Annotated in this window: 31 protein-coding genes and 3 pseudogenes; 18 read left to right on the top strand and 16 right to left on the bottom strand. The window is 72.0% G+C overall.

Features of this window, described 5'->3' with window-relative positions; genetic code table 11:
* The first annotated feature begins 39 nt into the window (after positions 1 to 39).
* The 4 genes from ACQ86M_RS03515 (at position 40) to ACQ86M_RS03500 (ending at position 3,194) form a co-directional block, all read left to right on the top strand.
* Positions 40 to 444: a TOBE domain-containing protein gene (locus ACQ86M_RS03515; protein WP_431220749.1), complete on the top strand. Its 405-nt coding sequence runs from the start codon at positions 40 to 42 to the stop codon at positions 442 to 444.
* 148 nt (positions 445 to 592) lie between these two features.
* Positions 593 to 1,258, top strand: coding sequence for a molybdate ABC transporter substrate-binding protein (gene modA / locus ACQ86M_RS03510; RefSeq protein WP_431247069.1), 666 nt, complete (start codon positions 593 to 595; stop codon positions 1,256 to 1,258).
* A complete protein-coding gene (locus tag ACQ86M_RS03505; RefSeq protein ID WP_431247068.1) occupies positions 1,255 to 2,136 on the top strand; it encodes an ABC transporter permease in 882 nt (293 codons plus the stop codon). Before modA ends, ACQ86M_RS03505 begins: the two co-directional genes overlap by 4 nt.
* Positions 2,133 to 3,194 carry a sulfate/molybdate ABC transporter ATP-binding protein gene (locus tag ACQ86M_RS03500; RefSeq protein WP_431247067.1) on the top strand — a complete coding sequence of 354 codons (1,062 nt, stop codon included), beginning with the start codon at positions 2,133 to 2,135 and terminating at the stop codon, positions 3,192 to 3,194. Before ACQ86M_RS03505 ends, ACQ86M_RS03500 begins: the two co-directional genes overlap by 4 nt.
* A 110-nt stretch (positions 3,195 to 3,304) precedes the next feature.
* Here the strand turns inward: ACQ86M_RS03500 and ACQ86M_RS03495 are convergent, their stop codons facing one another.
* Complete coding sequence (locus ACQ86M_RS03495; protein ID WP_431220745.1) at positions 3,305 to 3,550, bottom strand: MoaD/ThiS family protein; 246 nt, start codon at positions 3,548 to 3,550, stop codon at positions 3,305 to 3,307.
* Positions 3,543 to 4,639 (bottom strand): annotated as a pseudogene (moaA, locus tag ACQ86M_RS03490) (GTP 3',8-cyclase MoaA). Before moaA ends, ACQ86M_RS03495 begins: the two are co-directional and overlap by 8 nt.
* 46 nt (positions 4,640 to 4,685) lie before the next feature.
* Here moaA and ACQ86M_RS03485 point away from each other — a divergent pair.
* From ACQ86M_RS03485 to ACQ86M_RS03470, 4 genes are read left to right on the top strand one after another with little or no spacing between them, the layout of a single operon-like run.
* Complete coding sequence (locus ACQ86M_RS03485; RefSeq protein WP_431220743.1) at positions 4,686 to 5,279, top strand: sulfite oxidase-like oxidoreductase; 594 nt, start codon at positions 4,686 to 4,688, stop codon at positions 5,277 to 5,279.
* Positions 5,276 to 5,647, top strand: a complete 372-nt coding sequence (locus ACQ86M_RS03480) for a hypothetical protein (protein WP_431247066.1) — start codon at positions 5,276 to 5,278, stop codon at positions 5,645 to 5,647. The genes ACQ86M_RS03485 and ACQ86M_RS03480 overlap by 4 nt, the downstream gene beginning before the upstream one ends.
* The gene (locus tag ACQ86M_RS03475; RefSeq protein ID WP_431247065.1) at positions 5,551 to 6,045 is read left to right on the top strand and encodes a hypothetical protein; all 495 of its coding nucleotides are present in this window, start codon (positions 5,551 to 5,553) and stop codon (positions 6,043 to 6,045) included. The genes ACQ86M_RS03480 and ACQ86M_RS03475 overlap by 97 nt, the downstream gene beginning before the upstream one ends.
* Positions 6,042 to 6,311, top strand: a complete 270-nt coding sequence (locus ACQ86M_RS03470; protein WP_431247064.1) for a DUF6510 family protein — start codon at positions 6,042 to 6,044, stop codon at positions 6,309 to 6,311. Before ACQ86M_RS03475 ends, ACQ86M_RS03470 begins: the two co-directional genes overlap by 4 nt.
* Before the next feature lie 187 nt (positions 6,312 to 6,498).
* Here ACQ86M_RS03470 and ACQ86M_RS03465 read toward each other — a convergent pair whose 3' ends face one another.
* Positions 6,499 to 8,490 carry an amino acid transporter gene (locus ACQ86M_RS03465; RefSeq protein WP_431247063.1) on the bottom strand — a complete coding sequence of 664 codons (1,992 nt, stop codon included), beginning with the start codon at positions 8,488 to 8,490 and terminating at the stop codon, positions 6,499 to 6,501.
* 40 nt (positions 8,491 to 8,530) lie between these two features.
* Positions 8,531 to 10,032, bottom strand: a pseudogene (locus tag ACQ86M_RS03460) (SDR family NAD(P)-dependent oxidoreductase).
* Positions 10,033 to 10,061: 29 nt separating this feature from the next.
* On the opposite strand from ACQ86M_RS03460, the gene ACQ86M_RS03455 reads away from it, so the two are divergent.
* Positions 10,062 to 10,487 carry a DUF1622 domain-containing protein gene (locus ACQ86M_RS03455; protein WP_431220739.1) on the top strand — a complete coding sequence of 142 codons (426 nt, stop codon included), beginning with the start codon at positions 10,062 to 10,064 and terminating at the stop codon, positions 10,485 to 10,487.
* Between the two features lie 9 nt (positions 10,488 to 10,496).
* On the opposite strand, the gene ACQ86M_RS03450 is transcribed toward ACQ86M_RS03455, so the two are convergent.
* Positions 10,497 to 10,889 carry a DUF5997 family protein gene (locus tag ACQ86M_RS03450; RefSeq protein ID WP_431247062.1) on the bottom strand — a complete coding sequence of 131 codons (393 nt, stop codon included), beginning with the start codon at positions 10,887 to 10,889 and terminating at the stop codon, positions 10,497 to 10,499.
* Positions 10,890 to 10,922: 33 nt separating this feature from the next.
* On the opposite strand from ACQ86M_RS03450, the gene ACQ86M_RS03445 reads away from it, so the two are divergent.
* The 3 genes and pseudogenes from ACQ86M_RS03445 to ACQ86M_RS03435 all read left to right on the top strand — a co-directional run bounded on the left by ACQ86M_RS03445 (position 10,923) and on the right by ACQ86M_RS03435 (position 13,078).
* The gene (locus ACQ86M_RS03445; protein ID WP_431247061.1) at positions 10,923 to 11,594 is read left to right on the top strand and encodes a LysR family transcriptional regulator substrate-binding protein; all 672 of its coding nucleotides are present in this window, start codon (positions 10,923 to 10,925) and stop codon (positions 11,592 to 11,594) included.
* A 138-nt stretch (positions 11,595 to 11,732) separates the two neighbouring features.
* Positions 11,733 to 12,098: pseudogene (locus tag ACQ86M_RS03440) on the top strand (alpha-hydroxy-acid oxidizing protein); the annotation flags it as partial.
* A gap of 119 nt (positions 12,099 to 12,217) precedes the next feature.
* A complete protein-coding gene (locus ACQ86M_RS03435; RefSeq protein WP_431247846.1) occupies positions 12,218 to 13,078 on the top strand; it encodes an alpha-hydroxy-acid oxidizing protein in 861 nt (286 codons plus the stop codon).
* Here ACQ86M_RS03435 and ACQ86M_RS03430 read toward each other — a convergent pair.
* The 4 genes from ACQ86M_RS03430 to ACQ86M_RS03415 form a co-directional block, all read right to left on the bottom strand.
* Positions 13,056 to 13,463 carry a hypothetical protein gene (locus ACQ86M_RS03430; protein WP_431220735.1) on the bottom strand — a complete coding sequence of 136 codons (408 nt, stop codon included), beginning with the start codon at positions 13,461 to 13,463 and terminating at the stop codon, positions 13,056 to 13,058. The two genes, ACQ86M_RS03435 and ACQ86M_RS03430, sit on opposite strands and share 23 nt — an antisense overlap.
* 32 nt (positions 13,464 to 13,495) lie before the next feature.
* On the bottom strand, positions 13,496 to 14,419 hold the full coding sequence (locus tag ACQ86M_RS03425; protein WP_431247060.1) for an NADP-dependent oxidoreductase: 924 nt from the start codon (positions 14,417 to 14,419) through the stop codon (positions 13,496 to 13,498).
* 77 nt (positions 14,420 to 14,496) lie between these two features.
* Entirely contained in the window at positions 14,497 to 15,525 is a 1,029-nt protein-coding gene (locus ACQ86M_RS03420; RefSeq protein ID WP_431220733.1) for a 6-phosphofructokinase, read from the bottom strand.
* Between the two features lie 96 nt (positions 15,526 to 15,621).
* Positions 15,622 to 16,236, bottom strand: a complete 615-nt coding sequence (locus tag ACQ86M_RS03415; RefSeq protein WP_431247059.1) for a CYTH domain-containing protein — start codon at positions 16,234 to 16,236, stop codon at positions 15,622 to 15,624.
* A gap of 76 nt (positions 16,237 to 16,312) precedes the next feature.
* Here ACQ86M_RS03415 and ACQ86M_RS03410 point away from each other — a divergent pair, with 76 nt between their 5' ends.
* Positions 16,313 to 16,705 carry a DUF3224 domain-containing protein gene (locus tag ACQ86M_RS03410; RefSeq protein ID WP_431247058.1) on the top strand — a complete coding sequence of 131 codons (393 nt, stop codon included), beginning with the start codon at positions 16,313 to 16,315 and terminating at the stop codon, positions 16,703 to 16,705.
* Between the two features lie 58 nt (positions 16,706 to 16,763).
* Positions 16,764 to 16,964, top strand: a complete 201-nt coding sequence (locus ACQ86M_RS03405; RefSeq protein WP_431220730.1) for a hypothetical protein — start codon at positions 16,764 to 16,766, stop codon at positions 16,962 to 16,964.
* Between the two features lie 9 nt (positions 16,965 to 16,973).
* On the opposite strand, the gene ACQ86M_RS03400 is transcribed toward ACQ86M_RS03405, so the two are convergent.
* The 3 genes from ACQ86M_RS03400 to ACQ86M_RS03390 form a co-directional block, all read right to left on the bottom strand.
* On the bottom strand, positions 16,974 to 19,133 hold the full coding sequence (locus tag ACQ86M_RS03400) for a DEAD/DEAH box helicase (protein ID WP_431247057.1): 2,160 nt from the start codon (positions 19,131 to 19,133) through the stop codon (positions 16,974 to 16,976).
* A gap of 170 nt (positions 19,134 to 19,303) precedes the next feature.
* A complete protein-coding gene (locus tag ACQ86M_RS03395; protein WP_431220728.1) occupies positions 19,304 to 19,648 on the bottom strand; it encodes a DUF6804 family protein in 345 nt (114 codons plus the stop codon).
* Positions 19,649 to 19,761: 113 nt separating this feature from the next.
* Positions 19,762 to 20,190 carry an RbsD/FucU family protein gene (locus ACQ86M_RS03390; protein WP_431247056.1) on the bottom strand — a complete coding sequence of 143 codons (429 nt, stop codon included), beginning with the start codon at positions 20,188 to 20,190 and terminating at the stop codon, positions 19,762 to 19,764.
* 171 nt (positions 20,191 to 20,361) lie between these two features.
* Here ACQ86M_RS03390 and ACQ86M_RS03385 point away from each other — a divergent pair, with 171 nt between their 5' ends.
* Genes ACQ86M_RS03385 through ACQ86M_RS03370 form a run of 4 tightly spaced genes read left to right on the top strand, consistent with a single transcriptional unit; the run spans position 20,362 to position 22,514 of the window.
* Complete coding sequence (locus ACQ86M_RS03385; RefSeq protein WP_431220726.1) at positions 20,362 to 20,640, top strand: metal-sensitive transcriptional regulator; 279 nt, start codon at positions 20,362 to 20,364, stop codon at positions 20,638 to 20,640.
* Between the two features lie 7 nt (positions 20,641 to 20,647).
* The gene (locus tag ACQ86M_RS03380) at positions 20,648 to 21,184 is read left to right on the top strand and encodes an O-acetyl-ADP-ribose deacetylase (protein ID WP_431247055.1); all 537 of its coding nucleotides are present in this window, start codon (positions 20,648 to 20,650) and stop codon (positions 21,182 to 21,184) included.
* A complete protein-coding gene (locus ACQ86M_RS03375; protein WP_431247054.1) occupies positions 21,181 to 21,846 on the top strand; it encodes a M20/M25/M40 family metallo-hydrolase in 666 nt (221 codons plus the stop codon). Before ACQ86M_RS03380 ends, ACQ86M_RS03375 begins: the two co-directional genes overlap by 4 nt.
* Positions 21,843 to 22,514, top strand: a complete 672-nt coding sequence (locus ACQ86M_RS03370) for a M20/M25/M40 family metallo-hydrolase (RefSeq protein ID WP_431247053.1) — start codon at positions 21,843 to 21,845, stop codon at positions 22,512 to 22,514. Before ACQ86M_RS03375 ends, ACQ86M_RS03370 begins: the two co-directional genes overlap by 4 nt.
* 33 nt (positions 22,515 to 22,547) lie before the next feature.
* On the opposite strand, the gene ACQ86M_RS03365 is transcribed toward ACQ86M_RS03370, so the two are convergent.
* The 4 genes from ACQ86M_RS03365 to deoC form a co-directional block, all read right to left on the bottom strand.
* A complete protein-coding gene (locus ACQ86M_RS03365; RefSeq protein WP_431220723.1) occupies positions 22,548 to 23,156 on the bottom strand; it encodes an SGNH/GDSL hydrolase family protein in 609 nt (202 codons plus the stop codon).
* A 154-nt stretch (positions 23,157 to 23,310) separates the two neighbouring features.
* Positions 23,311 to 24,171: an aldehyde dehydrogenase family protein gene (locus tag ACQ86M_RS03360; protein ID WP_431247052.1), complete on the bottom strand. Its 861-nt coding sequence runs from the start codon at positions 24,169 to 24,171 to the stop codon at positions 23,311 to 23,313.
* Positions 24,168 to 25,664 (bottom strand): aldehyde dehydrogenase family protein, encoded by a 1,497-nt coding sequence (locus ACQ86M_RS03355; RefSeq protein ID WP_431247051.1) that lies wholly within the window; start codon positions 25,662 to 25,664, stop codon positions 24,168 to 24,170. The genes ACQ86M_RS03360 and ACQ86M_RS03355 overlap by 4 nt, the downstream gene beginning before the upstream one ends.
* 13 nt (positions 25,665 to 25,677) lie before the next feature.
* Positions 25,678 to 26,715, bottom strand: a complete 1,038-nt coding sequence (deoC, locus tag ACQ86M_RS03350; RefSeq protein ID WP_431247050.1) for a deoxyribose-phosphate aldolase — start codon at positions 26,713 to 26,715, stop codon at positions 25,678 to 25,680.
* Positions 26,716 to 26,725 lie beyond the last annotated feature (10 nt).

The raw sequence follows: 26,725 nt of genomic DNA, 5'->3' as shown, positions 1-26,725 counted from the left end.
GCCTGGAACATCCGCATCCGCGGCTCTAGGATGTGGATCATGCCGCAGATACGGATCAAGGACGCCGCGCTGTACCTCGGGGTGAGTGACGACACCGTCCGCCGCTGGGTGGACGCCGGCGTGCTGACGAGCGGCCGCGACGGCGCCGGGCGCACCGTGGTCGACGGGCTGGAGCTCGCCCGGCTGGCCAAGGAGCAGGCCGTGCTCCCCGTCGATCCGTCGACGGGTGCGGGTTCCGCACGCAACCGGTTCGTCGGCCTCGTGACCGACATCGTCGCCGACCGCGTGATGGCCCAGGTGGAGCTGCAGTGCGGCCCCCACCGCGTGGTGTCGCTGATCAGCAGCGAGGCGGTGCGCGAGCTCGGCCTCGAGCTGGGCTCGGTCGCCGTCGCGGTCGTCAAGGCGACCAACGTGATGGTCGAGGCGCCGGCGGTGGGCCGGTGAACCGGCGCGCGCGGTTCGCAGCCGCCACCGCCCTCGTCCTCGCCGCGACGGTGTCCGCGCTGACCGGCTGCAGTGCCGCGTCCGCGGGGCTCGCCGCGTCCCCTCATCACCGGCGTCGTCGCCGTCGTCGCCCGCGGTCGCCGGGACCGTGACCGTCTTCGCGGCGGCGTCGCTGACGAAGACGTTCACGGCGCTCGGCGCGCAATTCGAGGCGGCGCATCCCGGGGCGAAGGTCGTCTTCTCGTTCGCCGGCTCGTCCGACCTCGTCTCGCAGCTGACGGCGGGAGCACCCGCGGACGTGTTCGCCTCCGCCGACGAGAAGAACATGACGAAGGCCGTGGACGCCCGGGTGATCGACGGCTCCCCCGCCGACTTCGCCACCAACGTGCTCGCGATCGCGGTGCCGCCGGGCAACCCGGCCCACCTGACGGGCTTCGCCGACCTCGCCTCCCCCTCGGTGAAGACCGTGGTCTGCGCCCCGCAGGTGCCGTGCGGGGCGGCGACGGCGAAGGTGGAGCAGTCCGCGGGCGTGACGCTGCACCCAGTGAGCCAGGAGTCGTCGGTCACCGACGTGCTCGGCAAGGTGATCTCCGGCGAGGCGGACGCCGGGATCGTCTACCGGACGGATGTGAAGGGCGCAGGCGCCACGGTCGGGTCCGTCCCGTTCCCCGAGGCCGCCGACACGGTCAACGTGTACCCGATCGCGAGGGTCGCGCACGCTCCGAACGCGGACGGCGCCGCCGCCTTCGTCGCCTTCGTCACCGGGCCGCAGGGGCGCGCGGCGCTGGCGGCGGCCGGCTTCGGCGCGCCGTGAGCGGCGTGCGCGGCGTGCGCGGCGTGAGTGCGGCGACATCTGCGCGTCCGGCGGCACCGGCGGGACCCGGCCAGGGCCTCGCCGTCCCCCGCTGGATCGTCGCGCTGGCCGTCGCCGGCGCGCTCTTCGTCCTCCTGCCGCTGCTCGCCATGGCACTCCGGGTCGACTGGGCGCACTTCCTCCCGCTGATCACCTCCCCGTCGTCGGTGGATGCGCTGCTCCTCAGCCTGCGCACCTCCCTGCTGGCCACGGCGGGTTGCCTGGTGCTCGGCATCCCGATGGCGGTCGTCCTCGCGCGCGTCCCGTTCTCCGGTCAACGCGTGGTGCGCGCAGTGGTGCTGCTCCCGCTGGTGCTGCCGCCGGTCGTCGGCGGCCTCGCCCTCCTGGCGCTGTACGGCCGCCGCGGCCTGCTCGGCGGGGCGCTCGACGTCGCATTCTCGACGCCCGCCGTGGTGCTCGCCCAGACGTTCGTCGCCCTGCCGTTCCTCGTGCTGAGCCTGGAAGGCGCGCTGCGATCCGCCGGCGAACGCTACGAGGCCGTGGCCGCCACACTCGGCGCGCGTCCGTCCGCCGTCCTGTTCCGGGTGACGCTGCCGCTGGTGCTTCCCGCGGTCGTGTCCGGCGCCGTCCTGTCGTTCGCACGGGCGCTCGGCGAGTTCGGCGCGACGCTCACGTTCGCCGGCAGCCTGCAGGGCGTCACCCGCACGCTGCCGCTCGAGATCTACCTGCAGCGCGAGACGGATCCGGATGCGGCGGTCGCCCTCTCGCTCGTGCTCGTGGCCGTCGCGATCGTCGTGGTCGCCGTCGCGCACGGAGCCGGCGAGCGCGTGCAGCCCTGGCGCGCCCGTCGCCGCTCCACCGTCGGGTCGGCGTCGTGAGCCTGAGTCTCACCGCCTCGCACGTGGCCCGGGACGTCGCCGTCTCGCTGCGTGTCGCCGACGGCGAGACGCTGGCGCTGCTCGGGCCGAACGGCGCGGGCAAGTCGACGGTTCTCGGAATGCTCGCCGGACTGGTCCGCCCCGACATCGGCCGCGCCGCGCTCGGCGACGACGTGCTCTTCGACCTCCCCCGCGCCTGGCGGCTGCCGCACCTCCGCGGGGTCGCGCTGCTGGCGCAGGATGCCCTCCTCTTCCCGCACCTCACGGTCCGCGGCAACGTGGCCTTCGGCCCGCGGTCGACCGGCGCCGGCCGCGCGGAGGCGGCGGAGCGGGCGGACGAGTGGATGCGTCGCACCGGCACGACCGCCTTCGCCGACCGCCGGCCGTCCGAGCTGTCGGGCGGTCAGGCGCAACGCGTCGCGATCGCGCGCGCACTGGCGGCCGAGCCCAGCCTCCTGCTCCTCGACGAGCCGCTCTCCGCCCTCGACATCTTCGTCGCGGCGGACGTGCGCGGGATGCTCGCAGACGTGCTCGCCGGACGCACCACCGTGCTCGTGACCCACGACGCCCTGGACGCGTACCTCCTCGCCGACCGCGTCGCCGTGATGCACGACGGCCGCGTGGTGGAGGAGGGACCGACGCGCCAGGTGCTGGAACGGCCGCAGCATCCGTTCACGGCCGAGCTCTCCGGCCTCACCCTCCTGCGCGGCGAACGAACCCCCGACGGGTTGGAGACGCCCGACGGGATGCGCGTGCGCGGCGACGCGGTCGCGCCCGTCGCGGTCGGCTCGCCGGCACTCGCGGCGGTGCGCCCCTCCGCTGTGCGGGTGCTCGGGGTCGGTGCGGCCGGTGCGTCCGTGCCGGGTGTGTCTGTTCCCGCCGTATCCGTCCGCGCCGCCGTCACCGCGCTCGAGCCGCAGGCCGACCTCGTCCGCATCCGCACCGCCCGGCTCGACGCGCTCGTGCCGCCCGCCGTCGTGGCGGACCTCCGCCTGCGCATCGGCGACCCCGTCACCCTCGAGGTGCCGCCCTCGGCCGTCTCCGTCTACCCCGCGTGACCGCCCATCCCGCCGAGTCGCGACATCTACTCACCACTCGCCCGGAATTCGCGCATCCACTCACCACTCGACGCAGCCCGAGGGCGCGCGAGCGGCGGCGCGGGCCCGCGTCAGCCGCCCGCGAAGGGCGGCAGCACGTCCACGGTGCCGGACAGCTCGCGCGACGGATCCCGCGACACCACCCCCGCGACCAGGAACGACCCCGATCGCACCACGCGCTCCATCGGCTCCCCGTACCGGGCGACGAGCTCCGCCTGCAGGCCGCCGACGGTCGCGTCCGCCACCTCGACGCGCTCCTCCGGACGCCCCGCCGCCTCCTCCGCCGCCGCGAAGTAGCGCACCAGCACCTCAGCCACCGATCGCCCCCATGCTCCGCACCGGCGGGGCGAACCCTGCCGCGTCCATCCCGTGCCCGGCCTGCTTGCCCCACATGGCGGCGCGCCACCAGCGGGCGATCTCCGCGTCGTCGGCCCCGCCGCGCAGCAGCCCGCGCAGGTCGGTCTCGTCGTCGCCGAACAGGCAGGAGCGGACGGTTCCCTCCGCGGTGACCCGGGTCCGGTCGCAGGCGGCGCAGAACGAGCGCGTCACGGAGGCGATGATGCCCACCGTGGCGGGCGCGCCATCCAGCGTCCAGCCCTCGACGCGCCACTCCTCGGCGGGCGCGTGCGGGTCGTCGCGTCCGGCCTCGAGCAGGGTGAACCGCTCGCCCAGCACCGCGAGCAGTTCCTCGGCGGAGACCATGTTCTCGCGCAGCCAGGAGCGGTCGGCGTCGAGGGGCATCTGCTCGATGAACCGCAGGCGGCAACCGTTCTCCAGCGCCCAGGCCAGCAGGTCGGCGGCGTCGTTCAGCGTGTCGCGCATCATGACGGCGTTGAGCTTGAGCGGCGTCATCCCGGCCTCGTGCGCGGCCCGGATGCCGGCGAGCACCGCGGGCAGCCGGTCTCGGCGGGTCAGTCGAGCGAAGTGCTCCCGGTCGACCGTGTCGAGGGAGACGTTCACGCGGGTGAGCCCGGCATCCACGAGCGAGTGGATGCGGTGGTCCAGCCCGATGCCGTTGGTCGTGATCGACAGGTCGACTCCGGGCGCGGCCGCCGCCGAGAGTCCGATGATGTCCGCCAGGTCCGCGCGCATGAGCGGCTCGCCGCCGGTGAACCGCACCTCGCGCACGCCCAGGTCGCGCACGCCGATGCCGACCAGGCGCGCGATCTCGGCCGCCGACAGGAGGTCCTCCCGGGGATCGCCGGCAGGCCCTCCGCGGGCATGCAGTACGTGCAGCGCAGCGAGCACTTCTCGGTGACCGACACCCGCAGGTCGCGCGCGACGCGGCCGAACCGGTCGATGAGCCCGGAGTGCTCCGGACGCCCGTCGACGCTCGGCGGACCGGCCGGCGCCGACGGCGACGGCAGCGTCGCCCGAAGCGGCAGGCCCAGATTGACGGCGGTCATCTCTTCACCATAGACCGGCCGGGACGACAGACAATAAGCTTCCCCCATGGGCATCATCTCGAACGGTTTCTCCGGCCGTCGGAGGACCGACGACCCCCGCCTCCCACCCGGTCAGTATCTGACCGAGGGCTTCCCGGTGCTCTCCGCCGGGCCGACGCCCCGCATCGCGAAGGACGACTGGGCGTTCACGATCACCACCGAGAAGGGCGACGTGCACCGCTGGAGCTGGGACGAGTTCCTGGCGCTCCCGCAGGAGGACGTGAGCACCGACATCCACTGCGTGACCAGCTGGTCGAAGCTCGGGACGTCGTGGCGCGGGGTGGCGCTCGACACCCTGTTCCAAGATGTCGACACCAGCTTCCAGTACACGATGGCGCACAGCTACGGCGGCTACACCACGAACGTCCCGCTCGCCGACCTGCTCGGCGGCAAGGCCTGGGTGGCGCACAGCTTCGACGGGAAGGACCTGGAGCCGGAGCACGGCGGTCCCGCCCGGCTGCTCGTGCCGCACCTCTACTTCTGGAAGAGCGCGAAGTGGGTCAACGGGCTGCAGATGCTGCCACAGGACCAGCCGGGCTTCTGGGAGCAGAACGGCTACAACATGTACGGCGACCCCTGGAAGGAACAGCGCTACTGGTGAGCACCGTATGGCGGGTGGCCGACGTGGTCGACACCAGGATGGAGACCCCGACGGCCCGCACCATCCGGTTGCGCATCCCGGGCCTGCACGGCCACCTGGCCGGTCAGCACGTCGACATCCGCCTGACGGCGCCCGACGGGTACCAGGCGGTGCGGTCGTACTCGATCGCGTCGGGCGGCGGACGCGGCGCGCTCGAACCGCACGAGCTGCCCGACGACGAGCTCGAACTGACGGTGGAGGAGCTCGCCGACGGCGAGGTCTCCCCTACCTGGTGCGCGGCCTGCAGAACGGCGACCAGCTCGAGGTGCGCGGCCCCGTCGGCGGCTGGTTCGTCTGGCGGCCCGGTGACACCACTCCGGTGCAGCTGATCGCCGGAGGATCCGGCGTGGTGCCGCTCATGTCCATGGCACGGGCGCACGCCGCCGCAGCCAGCAGCGCTCGGTTCCGGATGCTGTACTCGCTGCGGGCGCCGTTCTCCGGCTACTACACCGACGAACTGGCGACGCTGGCATCCGACGCCGGGGCGCCGCTCACCGTCGACTACGTCTACACGCGGCAGGCGCCGACCGGCTCGGACGCGAAGCCCGGACGCCTCACCGCCGAGGGCCTCATGCAGCGCGTGCTGCCGGCCTCCGACTCCCCCACGTTCTTCATCTGCGGTTCGACCCCGTTCGTCGAGGCGGTCTCCGGCTGGCTGGTCGATGCCGGCCACGACCCGGCGCGGGTCCGCACCGAGCGCTACGGCGGCGTAGGAGGCACGCCATGACGGATCAGTCCTACCTCGACGGCAATGCGGCCGCCGGGTTGCTGTCGGAGGTCTTCGCCGCCGACGTCACCACCGCGGTCGGATGCTGCGCCAACTGCGGCGACGAGTCGGTCGTCGCGCGTGGCCGCGTCTACGTCGACCAGCACGGCCTCGTCATGCGCTGCTCCGTCTGCGGCGATGTGCTCGCCGTGGCGGCCGAGCGCGCCGGCCGGCTCTGCCTCGACCTGCGCGGCCTCGCCTGGCTGGAGTTCGCGGTCGATGACTAGCCGCCGAGGCGTGCTCCGCCGCGTGCTCCGCCCGAGCGCGGCGTCCTGCGAAGGAGCTTCGCCCGAATAGTCGCCGATTCTCCTTCAGTACTGCCATTCGAAGGAGATTCGGCACCTGATCTCCTTCGTTGCGCCCCGCCCGTCCGGACTCGAGGGTGGGTGGGTGGGTCGGGGGGACGGCGGCGCGTCAGGAGACGTGCACCGCCGGCCGGCGCTTCACGTCGCGCTCCGCCTCGCGCAGCACCTCGCGGGTGACGGGGGCGACCTCCCCGACGCCCGTGATCAGGTACCGGAACATGTTCGAGATCGGGTTGCCCTCGGTCCACTCGAAGTAGATCGTCGGCACCACGCCGGTCACGTCGCGCATCTCGATCAGAACCGCCGCGATCGTGTTCGGCACGTTGCCGCTCCGCACCTGCAGCACCCGGTAGCCGTGCTTGATCACGCCGTGCACCACCAGGTCCTCCTCGAAGTCGGAGGAGTCGGAGGGCAGCACCTCGAGGAAGATCGTCCGCGACCGCTGCGGGATGTGGCTGAACTTGCGCTCGTCCTTGTTCTTCTGCTCGTACTCCTTCGTCGTGTCGACGTCGGGCTCGTGCGAGATGATGCGGATCTCGCCCTCCTCCGCGTCCTCGAGGATGAAGTCGAGCGCCGTCACGTCGAAGGTCACCGAGGTGGCGCGCAGCTGGAACGATCGGCCGATGCGCGACACGATCGAGACGATCAGGATCGCGAGGATGAAGAGGGTCGCGATGCGCAGGCCGTCGGGCCGCTCGATGATGTTGTCGATGGTCGTGTAGACGAAGATCGCCGTGATGACGCCGAAGGCGACGGTGCGCTTGCGTTGCCGCTTCCGGCGGGCCGAGAGGGTCACCGCGAGGGATGCCGACGTGATGAGCACCAGCACGCCGGTCGCGTACGCGCCGCCCTGCGCATCCACGCTCGCCTGGAAGATCAGCGTGATGAGGAAGGCGATCGCGGTGAAGACCAGGACGAGCGGACGCACCGCGCGCGCCCACTGCGGGGCCATGCCGTAGCGGGGCAGGTAGCGCGGGACCAGGTTGAGCAGGCCCGCCATCGCCGACGCGCCCGCGAACCAGAGGATGAGGATGGTGCTGATGTCGTAGACCGTGCCGAAGCCGTTGCCCAGGTACTCGTGGGCGAGGTACGCCAGCGCGCGGCCGTTCGCCGGTCCGCCCGGCTGGAAGTCCTTCTGCGGGATGAGCAGCGTCGTGGTGAAGCTCGACGTGATCAGGAACACGCTCATGATGATCGCCGCCGTGGTCAGCAGCCGCCCGGCGCCGCGGATGCGTCCGGTCGGGTGCTCCGGATCGTCGTCCGGCCGGCCCTTGATCTGCGGCATCACGGCGACGCCGGTCTCGAAGCCGGAGAGGCCGAGGGCGAGGCGCGGGAACACGATGAGGGCGACACCGACGACCACCAGCGGGCTGCCGTTCTGGCGGAACAGCGCCGCCCACCAGTCGTCGACCGCGGTCGGATGCTGGAACACCTCGACGATGGAGGTTCCGACCACCACGACGTTGAGCGCCAGGTACACGCCGACCAGCACCACCGCGATGCCGATCGCCTCCTTGAACCCCTTGAGGAACACGGCACCCAGCAACGCGAGCAGGAACAGGGTGATCAGCACGTTGTTGCCGTGGAACCAGTCGGGCGCATACGGATTCTCGATCGCGTGCGCGGAGGCGTCCGCCGCCGACAGCGTGATGGTGATCATGAAGTCCGTCGCCGCGAAGCCCAGCAGCACGAGGACGAGCAGCTTGCCCGCCCACCAGGGCAGCAGCCGCTCCAGCATGGCGATGGAGCCGGAGCCCTTGAAACTCTCGCGCGCGACCCGGCGGTACACGGGGAGGGCGCCCAGCAGCGTGAGCGCCACGAGCACCAGCGTGGCGAACGGCGAGACCAGTCCGGCGGCCAGCGCCGCGATGGCGGGCTGGTAGCCCAGGGTGGAGAAGTAGTCCACACCGGTGAGGCACATGACCTGCCACCACGAGTGCGTGCGCTCGGGGTTGCGGCCGTGCGGGCCCTGCTGCGTGCCGCGCTCATCCACCATGCCGGTGAGCAGCCAGTGGCGCAGCCGCCCGCCCTTCACCGCGGCGGGGGCCGGCCGTGCCTGCCCGGGGAGGGGGACCGGGACCTGGCCCGTGCTGCTCGCCATCCCCGTCCCTTCGCTCACGCTGTCGTGGTCAGCGTAGCGCTCACCACGCGGAGGCACGGTAGTCCTTGAGGAAGACGCCGTGGAGATCCTCGCCCGCCTCGCCGCGGACGATGGGGTCGTAGACGCGGGCGGCGCCGTCGACGAGGTCGAGCGGGGCGTGGAAGCCCTCCTCCGCCAGCCGCACCTTGGTGTGATGCGGGCGCTCGTCGGTGATCCAGCCGGTGTCGACGGCGGTCATCAGGATGCCGTCGGTCTCGAACAGCTCCCCGGCGCTGGTCCGCGTCATCATGTTGAGCGCGGCCTTCGACATGTTGGTGTGCGGATGTCCGGCGCCCTTGTAGCGGCGGCCGAACACCCCTCCATTGCGGACACGTTGACGACATACGAGCGCCCGGCGGCCGCGAGCGACGGACGAAGCCGGTCGATGAGGATGAACGGAGCGGTCTGGTTGCACAGCTGCACCTCGAGCAGTTCGAGGGCGTCGATGCTGCCGATGGCCTGCGTCCAGCTGTTCACGTGGGCGACGTCGGGCACGAGACCGCCCGCGTCGATCGCCGTTCCGTCGGCGTGCCTGGCCAGCGACGACGAGCCCGCGGCCATGGCGGCGCTCGCCAGGTCGTCGGCCGTGAGCGCGCCCGGACCGGCGAGCTCGGCGATGGTGCCGCGGACATCGGCGGCCGAGAGCAGCGGATGCGCGGCGACCGACCGCTCCAGCGCGAGCGGATGGGGGTCGGCGGTGTGGCCGAACGTCTCGAGCTCCGGCAGCGGCCCGTCGGGCAGCGGCTGCGTCTCGGCCTCGGCGAGCAGCGAGTACGCGCCGGGCGAGCGGCGCACCGTCTGCGCCGCGTTGTTGATGAGGATGTCGAGCGAGCCGCGCTCGGCGACCGAATCGGCGAGCGCGATCACCTGCGCCGGGTCGCGCAGGTCGATGCCGACGACGCGGAGGCGGTGGATCCACTGCCCGGCGTCGGGCAGCTGCGAGAAGCGGCGCACCGCATCCCGCGGGAACCGGGTCGTGATGGTCAGGTGGGCGCCGTCGCGCAGCAGGCGCAGCGCGATGTGCATCCCGATCTTCGCGCGTCCGCCGGTCAGCAGGGCGCGCTTTCCGGTGAGGTCGGTGCGGGCGTTGCGCTTGAGGTGGCTGAAGGCGGCGCACGACGGGCACAGCTGGTGGTAGAACCAGTCGACCTCGGTGTACTGCTGCTTGCAGATGTAGCAGGCGCGTGCGGTGATGAGCGTGCCCGCGGTACGGGACCCGGTCGTGCTGGAGGTCAGCTCGCGGCCGCGCGTCTCGTCGTCGATGCGGTCGGGGGCGCCGGTCGCCGTCGCGGCGATCACGGCGCGGTCGGCCGCGGCGACCTGCTCACGGAGGGTGCGCCGCCGCTCCTGCTTGACCGCCTTGAACATGTGGCCGGTGGCCTGACGGACGGCGACGAAGTCGGGGTGCTCGTTGTCGAGTTGGTGGAGCTGCGCGAGCACGCGGAGGGTCGCCGCGAGATCGTCGGGATCGAGGCCTGTGGGGGCCGGTGTTTCGGGAGGCACCGGAGAATTCTACGTGGCACGATGAGCGCATGGATGCGCACGCGTTCTTCGAGACGACCGGCACGGTGTTCGAGTTCGCCGGGGTGGCGGCGATGGCCGTCGGCTTGATCGTCGCGCTCGGGCTCGCGGCGCGGGCGTGGGCCCGGCAGCGGAGCGGTGCGGCGGCGTTCCGGACGCTGCGCGAGAGCTTCGGCGGCGTCATCCTGCTCGGGCTGGAGATCCTGGTCGCGGCGGACCTGGTGAAGACGGTGACCTCGACGCCGTCCCTGACCGATGCCGTCGTGCTGGGCATCATCGTGCTGATCCGCACGATCCTCAGCTTCTCGCTGCAGGTCGAGATCGACGGCGTCGCGCCGTGGCGACGGGCCCTGGTCACCGGTCCGGAGGTGCTCGCCCGTGCGGCCCGCTCGGCGACCCGCACGCCCGACGGCGGCCAGCAGCCGCCAGGGGTCTAGCGTCCGGCTCTAGCGCCCCTCGTCGGCGCGGCGCGCCGCCCGCTCTGCGTCGCGCTGCTTGACGCGCGCGTTCTCGGCGCGCACGGCGGCCTGTCGTGCCCGCTCGTCGACCAGCCACGGCGGCGGGTCGGCCAGCAGCGCCTTGATCTCGGCCGTGGTCAGCGCCTCGGTGATCCCGCCGCGTGCGAGGCCGGAGTTGGAGACACCCAGCTTGCGCGACACCACGTCGCGCGGGTGCGGGCCCTCGGCGCGCAGGGTCTGCAGCCACTCCGGCGGGTTCGCCGTCAGCTCGTCGAGCTCGGTGCGGCTGATCTCGCGGTCGCGGAAGTCGTCGGGCGCCGCCGGCAAGTAGATGCCGAGCTTCTTGGCCGCGGTGGCCGCTTTCATGGTCTGCGCCTTCATGCTCCCCAGGCTACCGTTCGCTACCCTCGTCTCGTGTCCTCCCCCTTCCGCCTCTCCTTCCCGCTCGGCGTCACCGTCGGCAAGTGGACGCGCACGTTCGAGCAGCGCTTCCCCGAGGTGGAGCTGGTGGCACGGCCGAGCGTGGACCCGCTGGCCGACCTCGCGGTGGGCGAGGCCGACATGGTGTTCGCGCGCGACGCGGAGGCGGACGACGGCCGGCACCTCATCCCGCTGTACGCCGAGGACGTCGTCGTGGTCATGCACCACGAGCACCTGCTGACGCTCCGGGCGGACGAGGACGAGCAGGAGGAGCTGCACCTCGCCGATCTCGACGGCGAGCCGCGTGTGACGGGCGAACCGTCGGAGGCCTTCATGCGGAGCGTCGCCGAGGGCGCCGGTGTCGCGCTGCTGCCCGCCTCGGTGGCGAAAGCGCTCCGGAGGAAGGACGTGGTCGCGCTGCGCGTCGCGGATGCCCCGCAGAGCCGCATCGGGCTGACCTGGCCGCGCGAGGCGCAGCATCCCCTCGTCGACGACTTCATCGGCATCGTGCGGGGCCGCACGGCCCACAGCTCGCGCAACCCGGAGGTGGCCGCCAAGGAGGCGGCGGACGGGCGCAAGGCCGGCACCCCGCGCACACCCGCGACCTCGCGCAAGACCGCCGCCCCGCGGTCCGGCGGCGCCCGCAAGCGCCCGCGCCGCCGCTGACGCGCCTGCTCTCGCACGCTCGACCGTTCGAATCGACGATCGAGTGGTCCCGACATGCCGTCACGGCGGCGCCCATGACGGCGTGTCGGGACCATTGGTTGCGCGCCGACACGGGGTGGGCTGGCGGATGATGGGCGCATGAGCAGCGCCGGCCGTGACGCCCAGTCCGAGATCTACCGCGACGGGGTCGCCGGGCGCCGGCCGCGCATCCCGGTCGGATTCGCGCAGCTGGAACGCGCGGCGGAGAAGCGGATGGGCCGGCCCGCGTTCGCGTACATCGCGGGCTCCGCGGGGCTGGAGCGCACGGCGCAGGCCAACCTCGACGCCTTCGCGCGGCAACGGATCGTGCCGCGCGTGCTGCGTGACGTATCCCGCCGCGACCTGTCGATCGACCTCTTCGGCGTTCGCCGGCCGACCCCGCTGCTGCTCGCTCCGATCGGGGTGCTGGAGCTGGCTCGGCGCGGCGGGGATGCGGCGGCGGCACGCGCGGCGGCGGCTCTCGGCGTGCCCGCCGTGCTCTCCAACCAGGCGTCGCAGCCGATGGAGGACGTCGCGTCGGCGATGGATGCGGTCTCCCCGGCGCTCCGCGCTGGTTCCAGCTCTACTGGAGCTCGTCGCGCGAGCTGGTCGCGAGCCTCGTCGCCCGCGCGGAGCGCTCCGGCTGCGAGGCCATCGTCGTCACCCTCGACACCCATGTGCTCGGCTGGCGGCCGCGCGACCTCGCCCTCGGCTACCTGCCGTTCAGCCGCGGGCTGGGCATCACGCAGTACACCAGCGACCCGGTGTTCCGCGAGCTCGTGCGCGAGCGCGCGGCTCGGGGCGGACGCGCCGCAGCGACGCCGACGCCGGCCGCCCTCGCCTCCTTCGCGAGCATCCTGCGCCACCACCCGGGACCCCTGCGCGAGAAGCTGCGGTCGGGCGAGCCGATCGCGGCGGTCGAGACCTTCCTCGACGTGTTCGCCGACCCGTCCCTCACCTGGGACGACCTGGGCTTCCTGCGCGAGCGCACGCGCCTGCCGGTCGTGCTGAAGGGCGTGCTGCACCCCGACGACGCGCGACGCGCCCTCGACGCGGGGATGGATGCTGTGCAGGTCTCGAACCACGGCGGCCGCCAGCTCGACGGCGAGGTTGCGGCCCTCGACGCGCTGCCCGGGGTCGTGGATGCGGTCGCCGGCCGCATCCCCGTGCTCTTCGACAGCGGCATCCGCGGCGGGTCGGATGCGGTCGTCGCGCTGGCGCTCGGCGCGCGAGCGGTCGCGATCGGGCGGCCGTACGCCTACGCCCTGGCGCTGGCCGGCGAGGAGGGCGTGCGCGAGCTGCTCCGGAACATGATCGCCGAGCTCGACATCACCCTCGGCCTGGCGGGCGTCCGCAGCGTCGCCGAGCTGGACGCCGCCGTGCTGGACGCCGCCGTGCTGGACTCCGCGGTGCTGGATACCGCCGTGCCGACCGTGCGGACGCCTACGACACCGACGCCCCGATGAGCGACAGCAGCGCCTGCGCGTACGCCGTCGCGGCGTCGTCGTGCTCGAACATCCGCTCCTCGCCGCCGAAGTAGGCGGTGACCCGGTAGCCGTCCGGCGTGCGCGCCAGGTGGCGGAAACTCGCCCCGAGCAGTTCCCGCAGCTGGTCCTCGCGCGGGATCCACAGGGCGTCCTCGACGGCGAGCGAGTCGAGCGCCCACTCGGTGGTGCCGTTGAAGCCGAGGATCGTGCCGGTGTCGAAGTGGTGCGGCTCGATGGTCATCTCGCTCACCGTGAACCGCTCCCCCTCCATCCCGGGCCGGTCGATGGCGAAGGTGTCTCCCGAGCCCGGCTGCCAGCGCAGCCCCGCAGCGCGCAGCTGCCGGGCGATGTCCTCTGCGATCATGGTGCTCCTCTCGCCGGCCGGCGTGGCCGGACTCAGTCGGTGACGATGACGACCTTGCCGCGGACGTGGCCGGCCTCGAGCCTCCCGAAGGCCTCCACGGTCCGCTCGATCGGGTAGATGGAGTCGATGGGCAGCACGAGCTCGTTCTCGGCGAGCAGGCCGGCCAGTTCGGCGAGGTCGTCGTTGGTGCCCGCGTATCCGCCCACGTTCGTGGCGCCGTGCGCGTCGGGGCCGAAGACGGCGATGCTGTTGACGCGCTCGATCGGCACCCCGAGCTCGAGGGCCGCCTCGATGGTGTCCGCGCCGTGGTTGTCGAGCACCGCGGTCACGTGGTCGTCGTCGATGAGGTCGCGCACCCGGTCGGCGAGCCCGTCGCCGTACGCCACCGGGATGATGCCCAGCGACTCCAGGAACTCGTGGTTCTCCTCGCCCGCGGTGCCGATCGCGGTCGCGCCGGAGCGCACCACCAGCTGGGCGGCGAGCACACCGACGCCGCCCGCGGCCGCGCTGACGAGCACCGTGTCACGCTCGTGCACGTCGAGGGCGCGGACCGTCGCCATGGCCGTCCGTCCGACCACGCCGAGCGATCCGGCCGCCTCGAAGGTCAGCGCGTCGGGCTTGGCGACCACCTGGCCGTCCTCCGGTACGACGACGAAGTCGGCGACCGACGCGAAGGGGGCCGTTCCGAACACGGCCTGGCCCCGCTCGAAGCGAGTGACGCCCTCGCCGATGTCCTCCACGAAACCGGCGAAGTCCTGCCCGATGCCGCTGGGCAGGGTCACGCCCATCCGCGCCGCCGCCCGCTCGTCGCGGTACGCCTTGTAGTCCATCGGGTTGAGCCCGGCCGCCATGACGCGGACCAGCAGCTGGCCGGGGCCCGGCCACGGTCTCTCCCGCTCCACGATGTGGAGGTAGTCGCGGGAACCGAACTCTTCGAACTGGACGAAACGCGGCACTGGACGGGCTCCTTCCCTCTGGTAGGAGGGAGCCTATCCCCGGCAGCCGGGGAAGAGCAGACAGTGCCAGGCAGCGCTCAGCCGAAGAGCAGCGCCGCCTCCTCGTAGCGCGCCTCGGGCACGGTCTTGAGCCCGCCGGTGGCGTCGGCGATCGAGACGTTCACCACGTCCGTGCCGCGCAGTGACACCATGGAGCCCCAGCGGCCCTCGTAGACCGCATCGATCGCGGCCATGCCGAGACGCGTGGCCAGCACGCGGTCGTAGGCGCTGGGGACGCCGCCGCGCTGCATGTGGCCGAGCACGGTGGCGCGCGACTCGATGCCGGTGCGCTCCTCGATCATCGGGGCCAGCATCTCGCCGATGCCGCCGAGGCGCGGACGGTTGAACGCATCCAGGCCCTTGTGGGAGTGCGCCTCCTCCATCGTGTCGAGGTGGAAGCCCTCCGAGACCACGATGACGGGCGCGCGGCCGCGGTCGCGGACCGACTCGACCCACTCGCAGATCTGCTCGATCGACTGCGGCTGCTCCGGGATGAGGATGGCGTGCGCGCCGCCCGCCATGCCCGAGTGCAGCGCGATCCAGCCGACGTGGCGGCCCATGACCTCGACGACCATGCAGCGCTGGTGCGACTCGGCGGTGGTGCGGAGGCGGTCGATCGCCTCGGTGGCGATCTCGACCGCGGTGTCGAAGCCGAACGAGTAGTCGGTCGCGGCGAGGTCGTTGTCGATGGTCTTCGGCACGCCCACGATGCGCAGGCCCGCGTCGGTGAGGCGGCGGGCCGCGGTCAGCGTGCCCTCGCCGCCGATGGCGATGATGGCGTCGATGCCGTTCTCATCCATCATCCGCTGGATGTTCTCGGGTCCGCCCTTCTCGCTCTCGAAGGGGTTGGTGCGGCTGGAGCCGAGGATGGTGCCGCCCTGGCGGGAGAGGCCGCGGACGCTGTGCCGGTCGAGCGGCATGATGTCGCCCTCGACCACACCGCGCCAGCCGTAGCGGAAGCCGGCGAACTCGGAGCGGTGGACGCGGTCGCCCTTCAGGACCGCTCCGCGGATGACCGCGTTCAGGCCCGGGCAGTCGCCGCCGCTGGTGAGGATGCCGATCTTCATGCTGCTCCGTTTCTCGTGCGTACGTGAATCATGCCCGCCCGCGCGGGGCTGCACAAAATCGCACTGGACGCAGAGCGCGCTCCGGTGGTAGGCGGATCAGAGCCCGAGGGCCCGCTGCAGCTTCGACGAACTGGCTGAGGGCCGCGCCCCGGCGGCGAGCAGCCGCTCCTCGATCCGGTCGAGCAGGGCGGTCCGGCCCTCGCGGCTTCCCGCGGCGCCGCCGAGCAGCTCGACCTCCCACTCGCGCCACTCCTGCGTGCCGCCGGAGCGCAGGTTCTCGCTGCGCACGTGGTCGTCGGTGAGCTCGGCCAGCTCGAAGCCGGCCGCATCCTGCAGCAGAACGCTGTCGCGCTGGTTGGTGACCCGGGCGATCGGTACCAGGGGTGCGCCGCCGGTCAGCTCGCGCAGGTGGTCGACCAACTCGGCGGGCGGCTCGTCGGCCTCGGTGAGCGGCCAGTGCAGCTCGGTGCGGCCCTCGTCGGCCGGCTCCTTGACGTGCCAGCCGGCATCGTGGCCGCCGCGGCGGATGCGCACCGCCGTCTTGTGCTGCGCCAGCGCCAGGTCGGCGGTGTCGAAGTAGGTCGCCACCAGCTCGTGCCGCTCGGGCTCGCCCTGCACGGCGACCGGGCCGACGCCGACGAGCTGCGGATGGCGCGCCTCGGCGTCCACGTCGTACTTGCGCTCGATCTCGGTCTGCGAGTGGTGGGGCATATGCCCTGTCTAGCCCACATTTCCTCTGTCGCGAAATTACAAGCGGCGGCCGGAGCCCGCCGTCTACGGTGAACGCATGACTGCTGAGACGATCACCGCCCGCTTCGACGTGACCGGATGGGACCCGGCCGCGCTGCCCGGCATCGACGGCGACTGGCTGGGCGCCATCGTCATGCGGAAGACGTACACGGAGGGGCTCGTGGGCGAGTCGGTCGCGCACTTCGTGTCCTCCGGCACCGAAGAGGCGGGCCGCGGCTACCTCGCCGCCGAGCGCATCAGCGGGCGCCTCGACGACGGCCGTGAGGGCTCCGTCACGGTGCACCACGGGGCGCTGCAGGACCCGGGCGACGCGTCCGCCTTCGGGTACATCGTCCCGGGGACGGGCACCGGCGACTTCGCGGGATTCCGCGGCCGGGCGCGCATCGAGCATGACGACCGCGGCGCGTTCTTCGTGTTCGAACTGGAGTGACGCACCGCACACCGACTCGGCTCTTCACTGCGCCCGTCACCGGCGGTACTGTCGGGGCATGAGCGACCCCAGAGGACGTGAGTCCGGAGACGACGAGGACCTCGACGACTTCCGCGAGGCGCAGGAGACCGACTACGAGCCGGAGCCGGTGGTGCACGACCCGGAGGACCTCCCCGTGGTCGACGACGAGGACGACGAACTCCTCCCCGACGACGACCGCCCGGTGCCCCTCGACCCCGACGACGCCGAGATCGCCTGACCCGCCCCCTTACGCCAGCGCGTCCTCCAGCAGGTGGATGAGCGCATCCAGCTGCACCGAGTCGGCCGAGCCGACCTCCACGTCGCTGCCGTCGAGGGCACGCGCCGCGAGCCCCTGCTTCGCGTCGATCAGCTCCGCGATCTTCGAGTCGATGGTCTGCGCCGCGATGATCCGCCACGCCGTGACCGGCTCCTCCTGACCGATGCGGTGCACGCGGTCGATCGCCTGCGTCTGCTCCGCCGCCGTCCACGACAGCTCGGCCAGGACGACGTTGGATGCGGCCTGCAGGTTGAGGCCGACGCCCGCCGCCGTGAGCGAGCACACCGCCACCGCAACCTCGGGGTCGTTGTTGAACGCGTCGATCTCCTTCTGGCGCGCGAGCGCGGACTGGTCGCCGCGGATCGAGATCGTCTTCAGGTCGCGGGCCGCGAACGCCTCCTCCGCCGCATCCATCACGTCGATGTGCTTGGCGAAGAACACGACCTTGCCGACGGAGCGCGCGAGCTGCGCCGTGTAGTCCGAGGCGAGCCCGGCCTTCGCCTGGCCGATCTTGCGGACCATGGTGAACACGTTGTCGCCGGTCTTCGCCGACTTCGACTCCTCGAGCTCCGACTGCGCGACGAGGCGGATGAGGTGGCGGCGGTGCGCCTCGTCGTCACCTTCGAACGAGTCGGGGCGGCCGGCGGCCGCGGCACGGTGGTACTTGGCGACGAGGCGGGCGGCGAGCTCCTTCTCGGCCTGGCGGATGGACCGGCCGAGCTCGTCGTCCAGCTCGACCGGCAGGTCGACGACGCGGCGGCTCGGCAGGTCGGCGGCCACGTCGAGCTTGCGGCGGCGGACGATGCCCATGTCGATGACCGCCTCGCGGGCGGCCGCGTAGAAGCCGAAGTCGGCAGGGGTCAGCCCGCTCTCCTCCAGGTGCTCCATCAGCTGCGCGGTCGGCTTGCTGCCGTCGATCCAGCCGAGGAACTGCCAGATCGCCTTGAAGTCGTCGATGTCGTTGATGAGCGGTGTACCCGTCAGCGCGATCATGAGCGGGTCCGGCGTGTTCGAGCGGATGGCATCCGCCAGTCCCAGCACCAGGCGCGACCGCTGCGAGTGCAGATTCTTGATGAAGTGCGCCTCGTCGACGACCATGCCCTTGAAGCCGAGCGTGCTCAGCCAGGAGAGGTGCCGATCCAGCACCTCGTAGTTGACGATGACGACGTCGGCGAACGCGTCGAGGCCCTCGCCGTCGCCGTGGATGACGGTGGCGCGGCGGTGCGGCGTCCAGCGCTCCACCTCGCGCGCCCAGTTCATCTTGACCACGTTCGGGACCACGGCGAGCAGCGGATAGGCGCCCGCGACGGAGGCCCCGAGGACGGACTGGGCGGTCTTGCCGAGACCGGGCTCGTCAGCCAGCAGGAAGCTGCGGTGGCCGAGCCGGACGCTCTCGATGAACCGGGACTGGTGGTGCATCAGCTCCAGTCCGTTCGGCGAATAGCGGTCGATCAGCGGTGCCGGCGGCAGCTCCATGCTGGCCGCCTGGCCGCCGGCCCCGTACTCGAACGACTTGAACAGCGGGCCGAGCAGCTCCCACGAGTCCAGGCGCCGGCGCGGTGTCGGGGCCGGGGGCGTGAGCCGTGACAGGTCGGGGGCCAGGAACGGGTTGGACAGCTGCCGCGCCTTCACGGACTGCGGAACGACCTGCTTCTCCGCCAGCTCCGGCGGGATGACGCTGTCCTGCTTGGGCGTCGGGCGTTCGATGGTGATGATGAGGTCGTCGGGCGAGAGCTCCGTGCCCGACTCGAGCAGCCAATCCCGGCGCATCTTCTGCGCGGTGGCGCTCGACGCGCTCTCGCTCTCGAGCAGCGAGATCAGCGACGTGTCGCGCGCGGCGGTCTTCGCCAGGATGGTGGCGATGCCGTCGAGCCGCTTCAACTGCTCGGCGCGGGCGGCGTCGCTCAGCTCCGTGTCGGCCTTCGCGCGGGCGCGCTCCTCGCGCATCAGGAAGGCGATCACCTGGAACTTGGTGCGGTTCGTGGGTCCGAGCTTCTTGCCGTCGGCGGCCTTCGCCTCGACCTCGCGCACCTTGCGGGCGAGGACGGGGATGAGTCCGTCGTTGTTGGCGTGCCGGTTCTTCCGCTGCTGCGGCCTGGTCGGGCTGGTGCGCTGACCGGAACGAGACATGGTCCTCCGTAAAAGGCGCCGCGCGCTGTCGGAGGACGCGACGCCGTGTGGGCGTGAGGCCGGCGGATGCGCGAGGACCGATGCCGAGTGGATCGGGCTCGACGCTGATGACGCCGGGAGCGCGACACAGGATGGTCGCGCAGCGCCTATTCTACCGGCTGCGACGCCGTTCAGCGACGCGAATCGACAGGGATCTTGATCGTGAGCCCGGCGACCACGAACACGGCCGCCGCGGCGAGGCTGAGAAGCGGCAGCGCGGCGGTCAGCCACGCGACCGGCCACACCGGGTTCCAGAGCACGGCGATCGGGATCAGCCCGGCGAACCACCACCAGCTCTTGGCCTGCCCGGCGAAGACGCAGAGGATGAGCGCGAGGATGCTGACCGCGTACCGCACGTACAGGTACCAGTCGCCGCCCAGCGCGAGCCCGAACAGCAGGATCAGGGCGCCGAGCATGCCGGGCGCGAGGGCCGCGCGGTTGAAGGTCGGCTGCTGCGGGGTGCGGGGACGGGACACGGCATCCCACTCTACGGGGCCGGGACGTGGTGCGCCCGCCCGGTTGAGGGAGACCTTGCTCTCCGGCCGGGCGGGCGACGTGGTGCGTGCTGTGTGCGGGACGCTGCTGCGAGTTACAGCGATCCGCGGCGGAGCAGGAATGCGCACGGAGGCGCGCCGGAGCCGACGCGCACCGTGACGGTGGAGTTCCGGGCGAGCGCCAGGAACGGTTCCAGTTCGAGACGGGTCATGGGTACTCGGCGGAGTTCCGCGTCCGATGCGATCCCGTTCACCGCGAACGCGACGTCGGGTACGTCGTAGGGCTCGTCGGCGAGGTCGAGGAACACGATCGGCGAGGCATCCCCCGGATCGAGCGGGAACACCGAGAGGATCGCTTCGGCGGCGGCCTCGGTGGTGACGTCGTCCTCGAGGTGGACGACGGGCGTGGTGATCTGATCTTCCGGATAGCCGCTGCCGACGAGGGTAAGCGTCTCGCCGTCTTCCATGGCATCGAGTGCGGTTAAGAGCGCACCGGACAGCAGCGGGCTGAGGTTCTTCAGCAAAGTCGGGCCTTTCCTGTTAAACGAATATTTCTCAACCCCTCCCTGGAGGATAGACCTCTCGGTATGTCCACCTACACCCCCCGTTGGGGGGTGAAGCCCGGAGTTCGCTGCGTAAAACGAACCTCCCGCTACCCCGGGCGGGTATCAGGCGCCCGGGCATATCCTGAGGGGGTGATCGCAGACATCAAGAAGCGCGCGCTGCACCGGACGCGCATCCTCGAAGGGCAGCTCCGCGGGCTCGAGAAGATGATCGAGAACGAGGACTACTGCATCGACATCATCACGCAGTCGCTCGCCATCCAGAAGTCGCTCGGGTCGCTGAACCGGCTGCTGGTCGAGAACCACCTCCGCACCCACGTCGCCGAGGCGTTCGAGGAGGGCGGCAGCGCCGCCGACGACGCGATCGTCGAGCTGCTGAAGATCTACGAGCTCTCCAACAACCGCGGCTGACGCGACGATGACCGACAGCGAGCCGCTCATCCGCATCGTCCGCGGCGACATCACCGACGAGACGGTGGATGCCATCGTCAACGCCGCCAACAGCTCCCTGCTGGGCGGAGGAGGCGTCGACGGAGCCATCCACCGCCGGGGCGGCCCGGCCATCCTCGACGCCACCCGCGAGCTGCGCGCCACCACGCTGCCGGACGGACTGCCGACGGGCCAGGCCGTCGCCACGATCGCGGGCGACCTGGGCGCGAAGTGGGTCATCCACGCGGTCGGGCCGGTGTGGTCCGCGAGCGAGGACCGCACGCCGTTGCTGCAGAACGCCTACCGCAGCTCCCTCCGAGTCGCGCGCGAGCTCCGAGCACGCACCGTCGCGTTCCCGGCGATCTCGGCCGGCATCTACGGCTGGCCGATGGACGATGCGGCGCGCGTCGCCGTCAGCACGGTGCGCGCGGTGCTGTCCTCGGGCGTCGGCTCCGTCGAGCACGTCCGCTTCGTGCTGTTCTCCGACGCGGCGTTCGACGCCTTCCGCGCGGCGGCCGGCGAGTGACCGTCGCGGCCGAGGACGCGCTGGAGCGCTTCCGGACGCTGCTGCGCATCCCGACGATGTCGCGGAACGCCGTCGACGAGACGGACTGGCCGGCGTTCGACCGGTTCCTCGGCACGCTGCCCGAGCTCTATCCGGCCGTGCACGAGGCGCTGGAGGTGGAGCGGCACGGGCACACGCTGCTGTACCGCTGGCGCGGCAGCGGGCCGGGCGCCCCGACGGTGCTCCTGGCGCACTACGACGTGGTTCCGGCGACCGAGGAGGGATGGACGCATCCGCCCTTCGCCGCCGAGCTCACCGGCCAGGGCGAGCACCGCGTGCTGTGGGGTCGCGGCGCGATCGACGACAAGGGCGCGGTCGTGGCCATCCTCGAGGCGGTCGACGCGCTCGTGCGCGAGGGGTTCCGGCCGGCCGCCGACGTGTACCTGAGCTTCGGGCACGACGAGGAGACGGTGGGATCGGGTGCGCAGGCGATCGCGGCCTCGCTCGCCGGTCGCGGCATCCGCCCGGCACTGGTCCTCGACGAGGGCGGCGCCGTGGTGGAGCGCATCTTCCCGGGCGTCAGCACGCCGATCGCCGTCATCGGGGTCAGCGAGAAGGGCATCACCAGCGTGCGGCTCAGCGTCGAGCAGCACGGAGGGCACGCCTCCACTCCCCGCGGATGACGGCGACCGTGCGGCTGGCGCGGGCGATCACCCGCGTCAACGCCCGGCCCTTCCCGGCGCGGCTCAGCGAGACGAACCTGCGGATGGTGGAGACGCTGGGCGGGCACGCGACCGGGCCCCTCCGCGCGGTGTTCACCCGCGCCCGGCGGCTGCAGCCCGTGCTGCGCGCCGTGCTCGGGCGGCTCAGCGACGAGACCCGTGCGATCGTGCGGACCACCACGGCCGTGACGCAGCTGCGCGGCAGCCTTGCCGCGAACGCATTGCCGGAGACGGCGGAGGCGATCGTCAACACCCGCATCGCCGTCGGCTCGTCGGTCGCCGAGACGCTCGACCACCTGCGGCGCGCCATCCACGACGACGCCGTGCGGGTGGAGGCGGTGGATGCGAGCGAGCCGTCGCCCGTCTCGCCGTCCGAAGGCCCCGAGTGGGAGCGGCTGGCGGCGGCGATCTCGGCCGTGCATCCGCGCGCGATCGTGACGCCGTACATCATGCTCGGCGCCAGCGACAGCCGGCACTTCACCGGCATCTGCGACGCGGTCTACCGGTTCACGCCGTTCGAGCTGAGCGCCGAGGAACGCGGCGCGCTGCACGCGCGTGACGAGCGCATCCACGTCGCCACCTGGCTGCGGGGCATCGAGGTGTACACGCGGCTGCTCCGGGCGAGCTGACCGGGCCGGGCCCCGGCGCGCGGCCGGATCGGGCTAGGCGGCGCCGCCGAGGTCGGGCAGCGTGATCGCGCGCGAGTTCGGCGGGAGCTCGCGGATGCGTTCCAGCGCCGGTGCGAGTTCGCCCGCCCAGACGCGGTAGCCCTCGGCGTTGAGGTGCAGGCGGTCCTCCGTGTAGGCGGGGTTCAGCTCGCCGTCCTCGAGCGCCAGCGCCGGCCACAGGTCGAGCCAGCCCGCGTGGGCGCTCGGCGCGAACTGCCAGAGGTGCCGGTTGATGTCGCGGATCTGGTCCGCGAACTCGTGCCCGCGCGGCATCACGGACTGCGCCAGGATGCGCGAGTCCGGCAGCTCGCGGCGGAGGGTGACCAGCATGGTCTCGATGTTGCGCACCACGTGCTCCACCGAGCGGCGCCAGGCGAGGTCGTTCGTGCCGATCAGCAGGGCGACGGTCGCCGGCCGCGTCTCGATCACGTCGTCGAGGCGGGCGATCACGTCGTCGGTGGTGTCGCCGGCCATCCCGAGATTGCGCACGGCCTCACCGGGCAGCAGCGCCTCCCAGTCACCGCCCTGCGTCAGACTGTCGCCGACCAGGGCCAGCTCGCCGCGCTCCGGTCTCCACTCCGTCGATCCCCCGTCGCCTGGCATGGCACCTCCCCGTCTCGTCCCTCCATCCTCCCTCACAACCCGTGAGAGCGGAAGGAACGCGCCCCCGCCCTGCGTGCCCGTGCATTCGTCACGAATGGTCGCTCTGGCAGCGCCAGAACGACCATTCGTGACGAATCTGCGAGGGGTCGTGGAACTACAGGAGCGACTTGGTGTGCCAGACGGTCTTCGTCTCGGTGAAGAACGCGATGCGGTCGAGCGACGGAGCGGCGGCATCGGGGCCGTTCTCCGGCGTCAGCACGCGCTTCAGGGTGTCGGCCGCGGCGATCTGCAGATCGATCCACTCCAGGTCGCCCGCTCCGACCAGGTCGAGCGCGTTGACGTCGGCGTGGGAGGCCAGCCACGGCGCGATCTCGGCCGGCGAGCCGGTGAGGATGTTCACCACGCCGCCCGGCACGTCGCTCGTCGCGAGCACCTCGCTCAGGCTGATCGCCGAGAGCGGGAACCGCTCGCTCGCGATCACGACGACCGTGTTGCCGGCGACCAGCGCCGGCGCCACGGCGCTGACGAAGCCGAGCAGGCTGGAGTCCTGGGGGGCGACGATCGCCACCACGCCGGTCGGCTCGGGCACCGAGATGTTGAAGTACGGGCCGGCGACCGGGTTGGCGTTGCCCGCGACCTGCGCGAACTTGTCCGCCCATCCCGCGTACCAGACCCAGCGGTCGATCGCCTCGTCGACCTGCGCCGTCGCGGCGCCCGCCGAGACGCCCTCGGCCTTCTGGACCTCGTCGACGAACTGCGCGCGACGCCCCTCCATGAGCTCGGCGATGCGGTAGAGCACCTGGCCGCGGTTGTAGGCGGTGGCGCCCGACCATCCGGAGACGGCGGCGCGGGCCGCGACGACCGCGTCCCGGGCGTCCTTTCGGGAGGCCTTGGCGGCGTTCGCGAGGAGCGCGCCCTTCGCCGACACCACGTCGTAGGTGCGGCCGGACTCGCTGCGAGGGAACTTCCCGCCGATGTACAGCTTGTAGGTCTTGGGAACGGCGAGCCGGGTCACTTGGATGCTCCCTTGCGGGTCGGTCGAGCGGGGAGAGTGGATGCGGCGGGCAGCGAGCGGCCGGGCACCAGGTACGCGCCGAGGCCGTGGCGTCCGCCTTCGCGGCCGTAGCCCGACTCCTTGTAGCCGCCGAACGGGCTGGCGGGGTCGAAGCGGTTGAACGTGTTGGCCCACACGACGCCCGCGCGCAGCTTGTCGGCGACGGCGAGGATGCGGCTGCCCTTGTCCGACCAGATGCCGGCCGACAGCCCGTACGGCGTGTTGTTCGCCTTGGCGATCGCCTCCGCCGGGGTGCGGAACGTCAGCACCGAGAGCACTGGGCCGAAGACCTCCTCGCGCGCGATCCGGTGGCTCGTCGAGACGTTGTCGAAGATCGTCGGTGCGAACCAGAACCCGTTCTCGGGGATCTCGCAGTCCGCCGTCCAGCGCTCCGCGCCCTCCGCCTCGCCGATGTCGGAGAGCTCTCGGATGCGCTGCAGCTGCTCCGCGCTGTTGATCGCCCCGATGTCGGTGTTCTTGTCGAGCGGATCGCCGAGGCGCAGGGTCGAGAGGCGGCGCTTCAGCCGGTCGACGACCTCGTCGTGGATGCTCTCCTGCACCAGCAGGCGGCTGCCCGCACAGCAGACGTGGCCCTGGTTGAAGAAGATGCCGTTGACGATGCCTTCGACCGCCTGATCGATGGGCGCGTCGTCGAAGACGATGTTCGCCGCCTTGCCACCGAGCTCGAGGGTGAGCTTCTTGGAGGTGCCGGCGGTCGCGCGCGCGATCTCACGGCCCACCGCGGTCGAGCCGGTGAAGGCGACCTTGTTCACGTCGGGGTGCGCGACCAGCTCGCGGCCGGTCTCACCGGCGCCGGTCACGATGTTGACCACACCGGCGGGGAGGTCGGCCTGCTGCAGGATCTCCGCGAACAGCAGCGCGGTCAGCGGGGTGGTCTCGGCCGGCTTCAGCACGACGGTGTTGCCCGCGGCGAGCGCCGGCGCGATCTTCCACGCCAGCATGAGCAGTGGGAAGTTCCAGGGGATCACCTGCGCCGCGACGCCGAGCGCGCGGGGCGCGGGGCCGAGGCCGGCGTGCTCGAGCTTGTCCGCCCACCCCGCGTAGTAGAAGAACCAGGCGGCGACGAGCGGGACGTCCACATCCCGGCTCTCCTTGATCGGCTTGCCGTTGTCGAGGCTCTCGGCGACGGCCAGCTCGCGCGAGCGCTCCTGGACGAGGCGCGCGATGCGGAACAGGTACTTGCCGCGGTCGCTGCCGCTCATCCGCGACCAGACGCGGTCGTAGGCGCGGCGGGCGGCCGCGACGGCGGTGTCGACGTCGGAGGCGTCGGCGGTCGCGATCGTCGCGAGGCGCTCCTCTGTCGCGGGCGAGATCGTCTGGAACGGCGTGCCGTGCCCGGCGACGAACTCGCCGTCGATGAACAGGCCGTACTCGTCGCGCAGGTTCAGGATCGACCGCGACTCGGGTGCCGGGGCGTATTCGAGGAAACTCATGTCGGGTCTGCTTTCAGTCGATCGTCACGTAGTCGGCGCCGGAGTAGTGCCCGGTGGCCAGCTTCTGCCGCTGCAGCAGCACGTCGTTGAGGAGGCTGGAGGCGCCGAAGCGGAACAGGTGCGGCTGCAGCCAGCGCTCGCCCACGGTCTCGGCGACGGTCACCAGGTACTTGATCGCGTCCTTCGACGAGCGGATGCCGCCCGCCGGCTTCACGCCGATCTCCTCGCCGGTGAGCTGGTGCCAATCGCGCACGACCTCCAGCATGAGCAGCGTCACCGGCAGGGTGGCCGCGGGCGACACCTTGCCGGTGGAGGTCTTGATGAAGTCGCCGCCGGCCAGGATGCTCAGCCAGGAGGCGCGCCGCACGTTGTCGTACGTGTTCAGCTCGCCGGTCTCGAGGATCACCTTCAGGTGGGCGTACGTGCCGTCCTCGCGGCGGCAGGCCTCCTTGACGGCGACGATCTCGTCGAACACCTGGCCGTAGCGGCCGGAGAGGAACGCTCCGCGGTCGATGACCATGTCGATCTCGTCGGCGCCCGCGGCCACCGCATCCGCCGTGTCCGCCAGCTTGACCGGGAGGGATGCGCGTCCGCTCGGGAGCGCCGTGGCGACGGCGGCGACGTTGATGCCGCCCTGGCCGCCCGCGCGGCGCACGGCGCCGGCGTGGGACGCACCGAGCGCCTCCACCGCGTAGGGCACCATGTCGCCGTAGACGCAGACCGCGGCGGGGCGCGGCGTCGACGGGTCGGACGCGTCGGGCGTCAGGGCCTTGGCGGCCAGCGAGCGCACCTTGCCGGGCGTGTCCGCGCCTTCCAGCGTCGTCAGGTCGATGAGCTCGATGATGGTGTCGAGCGCCCGCTTCTTGCTCGTCGTCTTGATGGAGCGGGTGCCGAGGCCGGCGGCGCGCTGCTCCAGGCCGACCGCATCCACACCGGGGATGCCGCCCAGGTAGCGGCGCAGCGACGTCTCCGTGAGGTCGCCGCCGAGCACCTCCACGGCGCGGGCCGCGGGTGCGAGCGTGCGCACCGGCGGCGTTGTCTCGATGGTCATTCGGTCCTCC

This window comes from Leifsonia xyli subsp. cynodontis, assembly GCF_050632205.1.
Classification (GTDB): Bacteria; Actinomycetota; Actinomycetes; order Actinomycetales; family Microbacteriaceae; genus Leifsonia; species Leifsonia xyli_D.
Note: the sequence above shows the minus strand (reverse complement) of the source record. Positions and strands in the feature narration are given on the sequence as shown.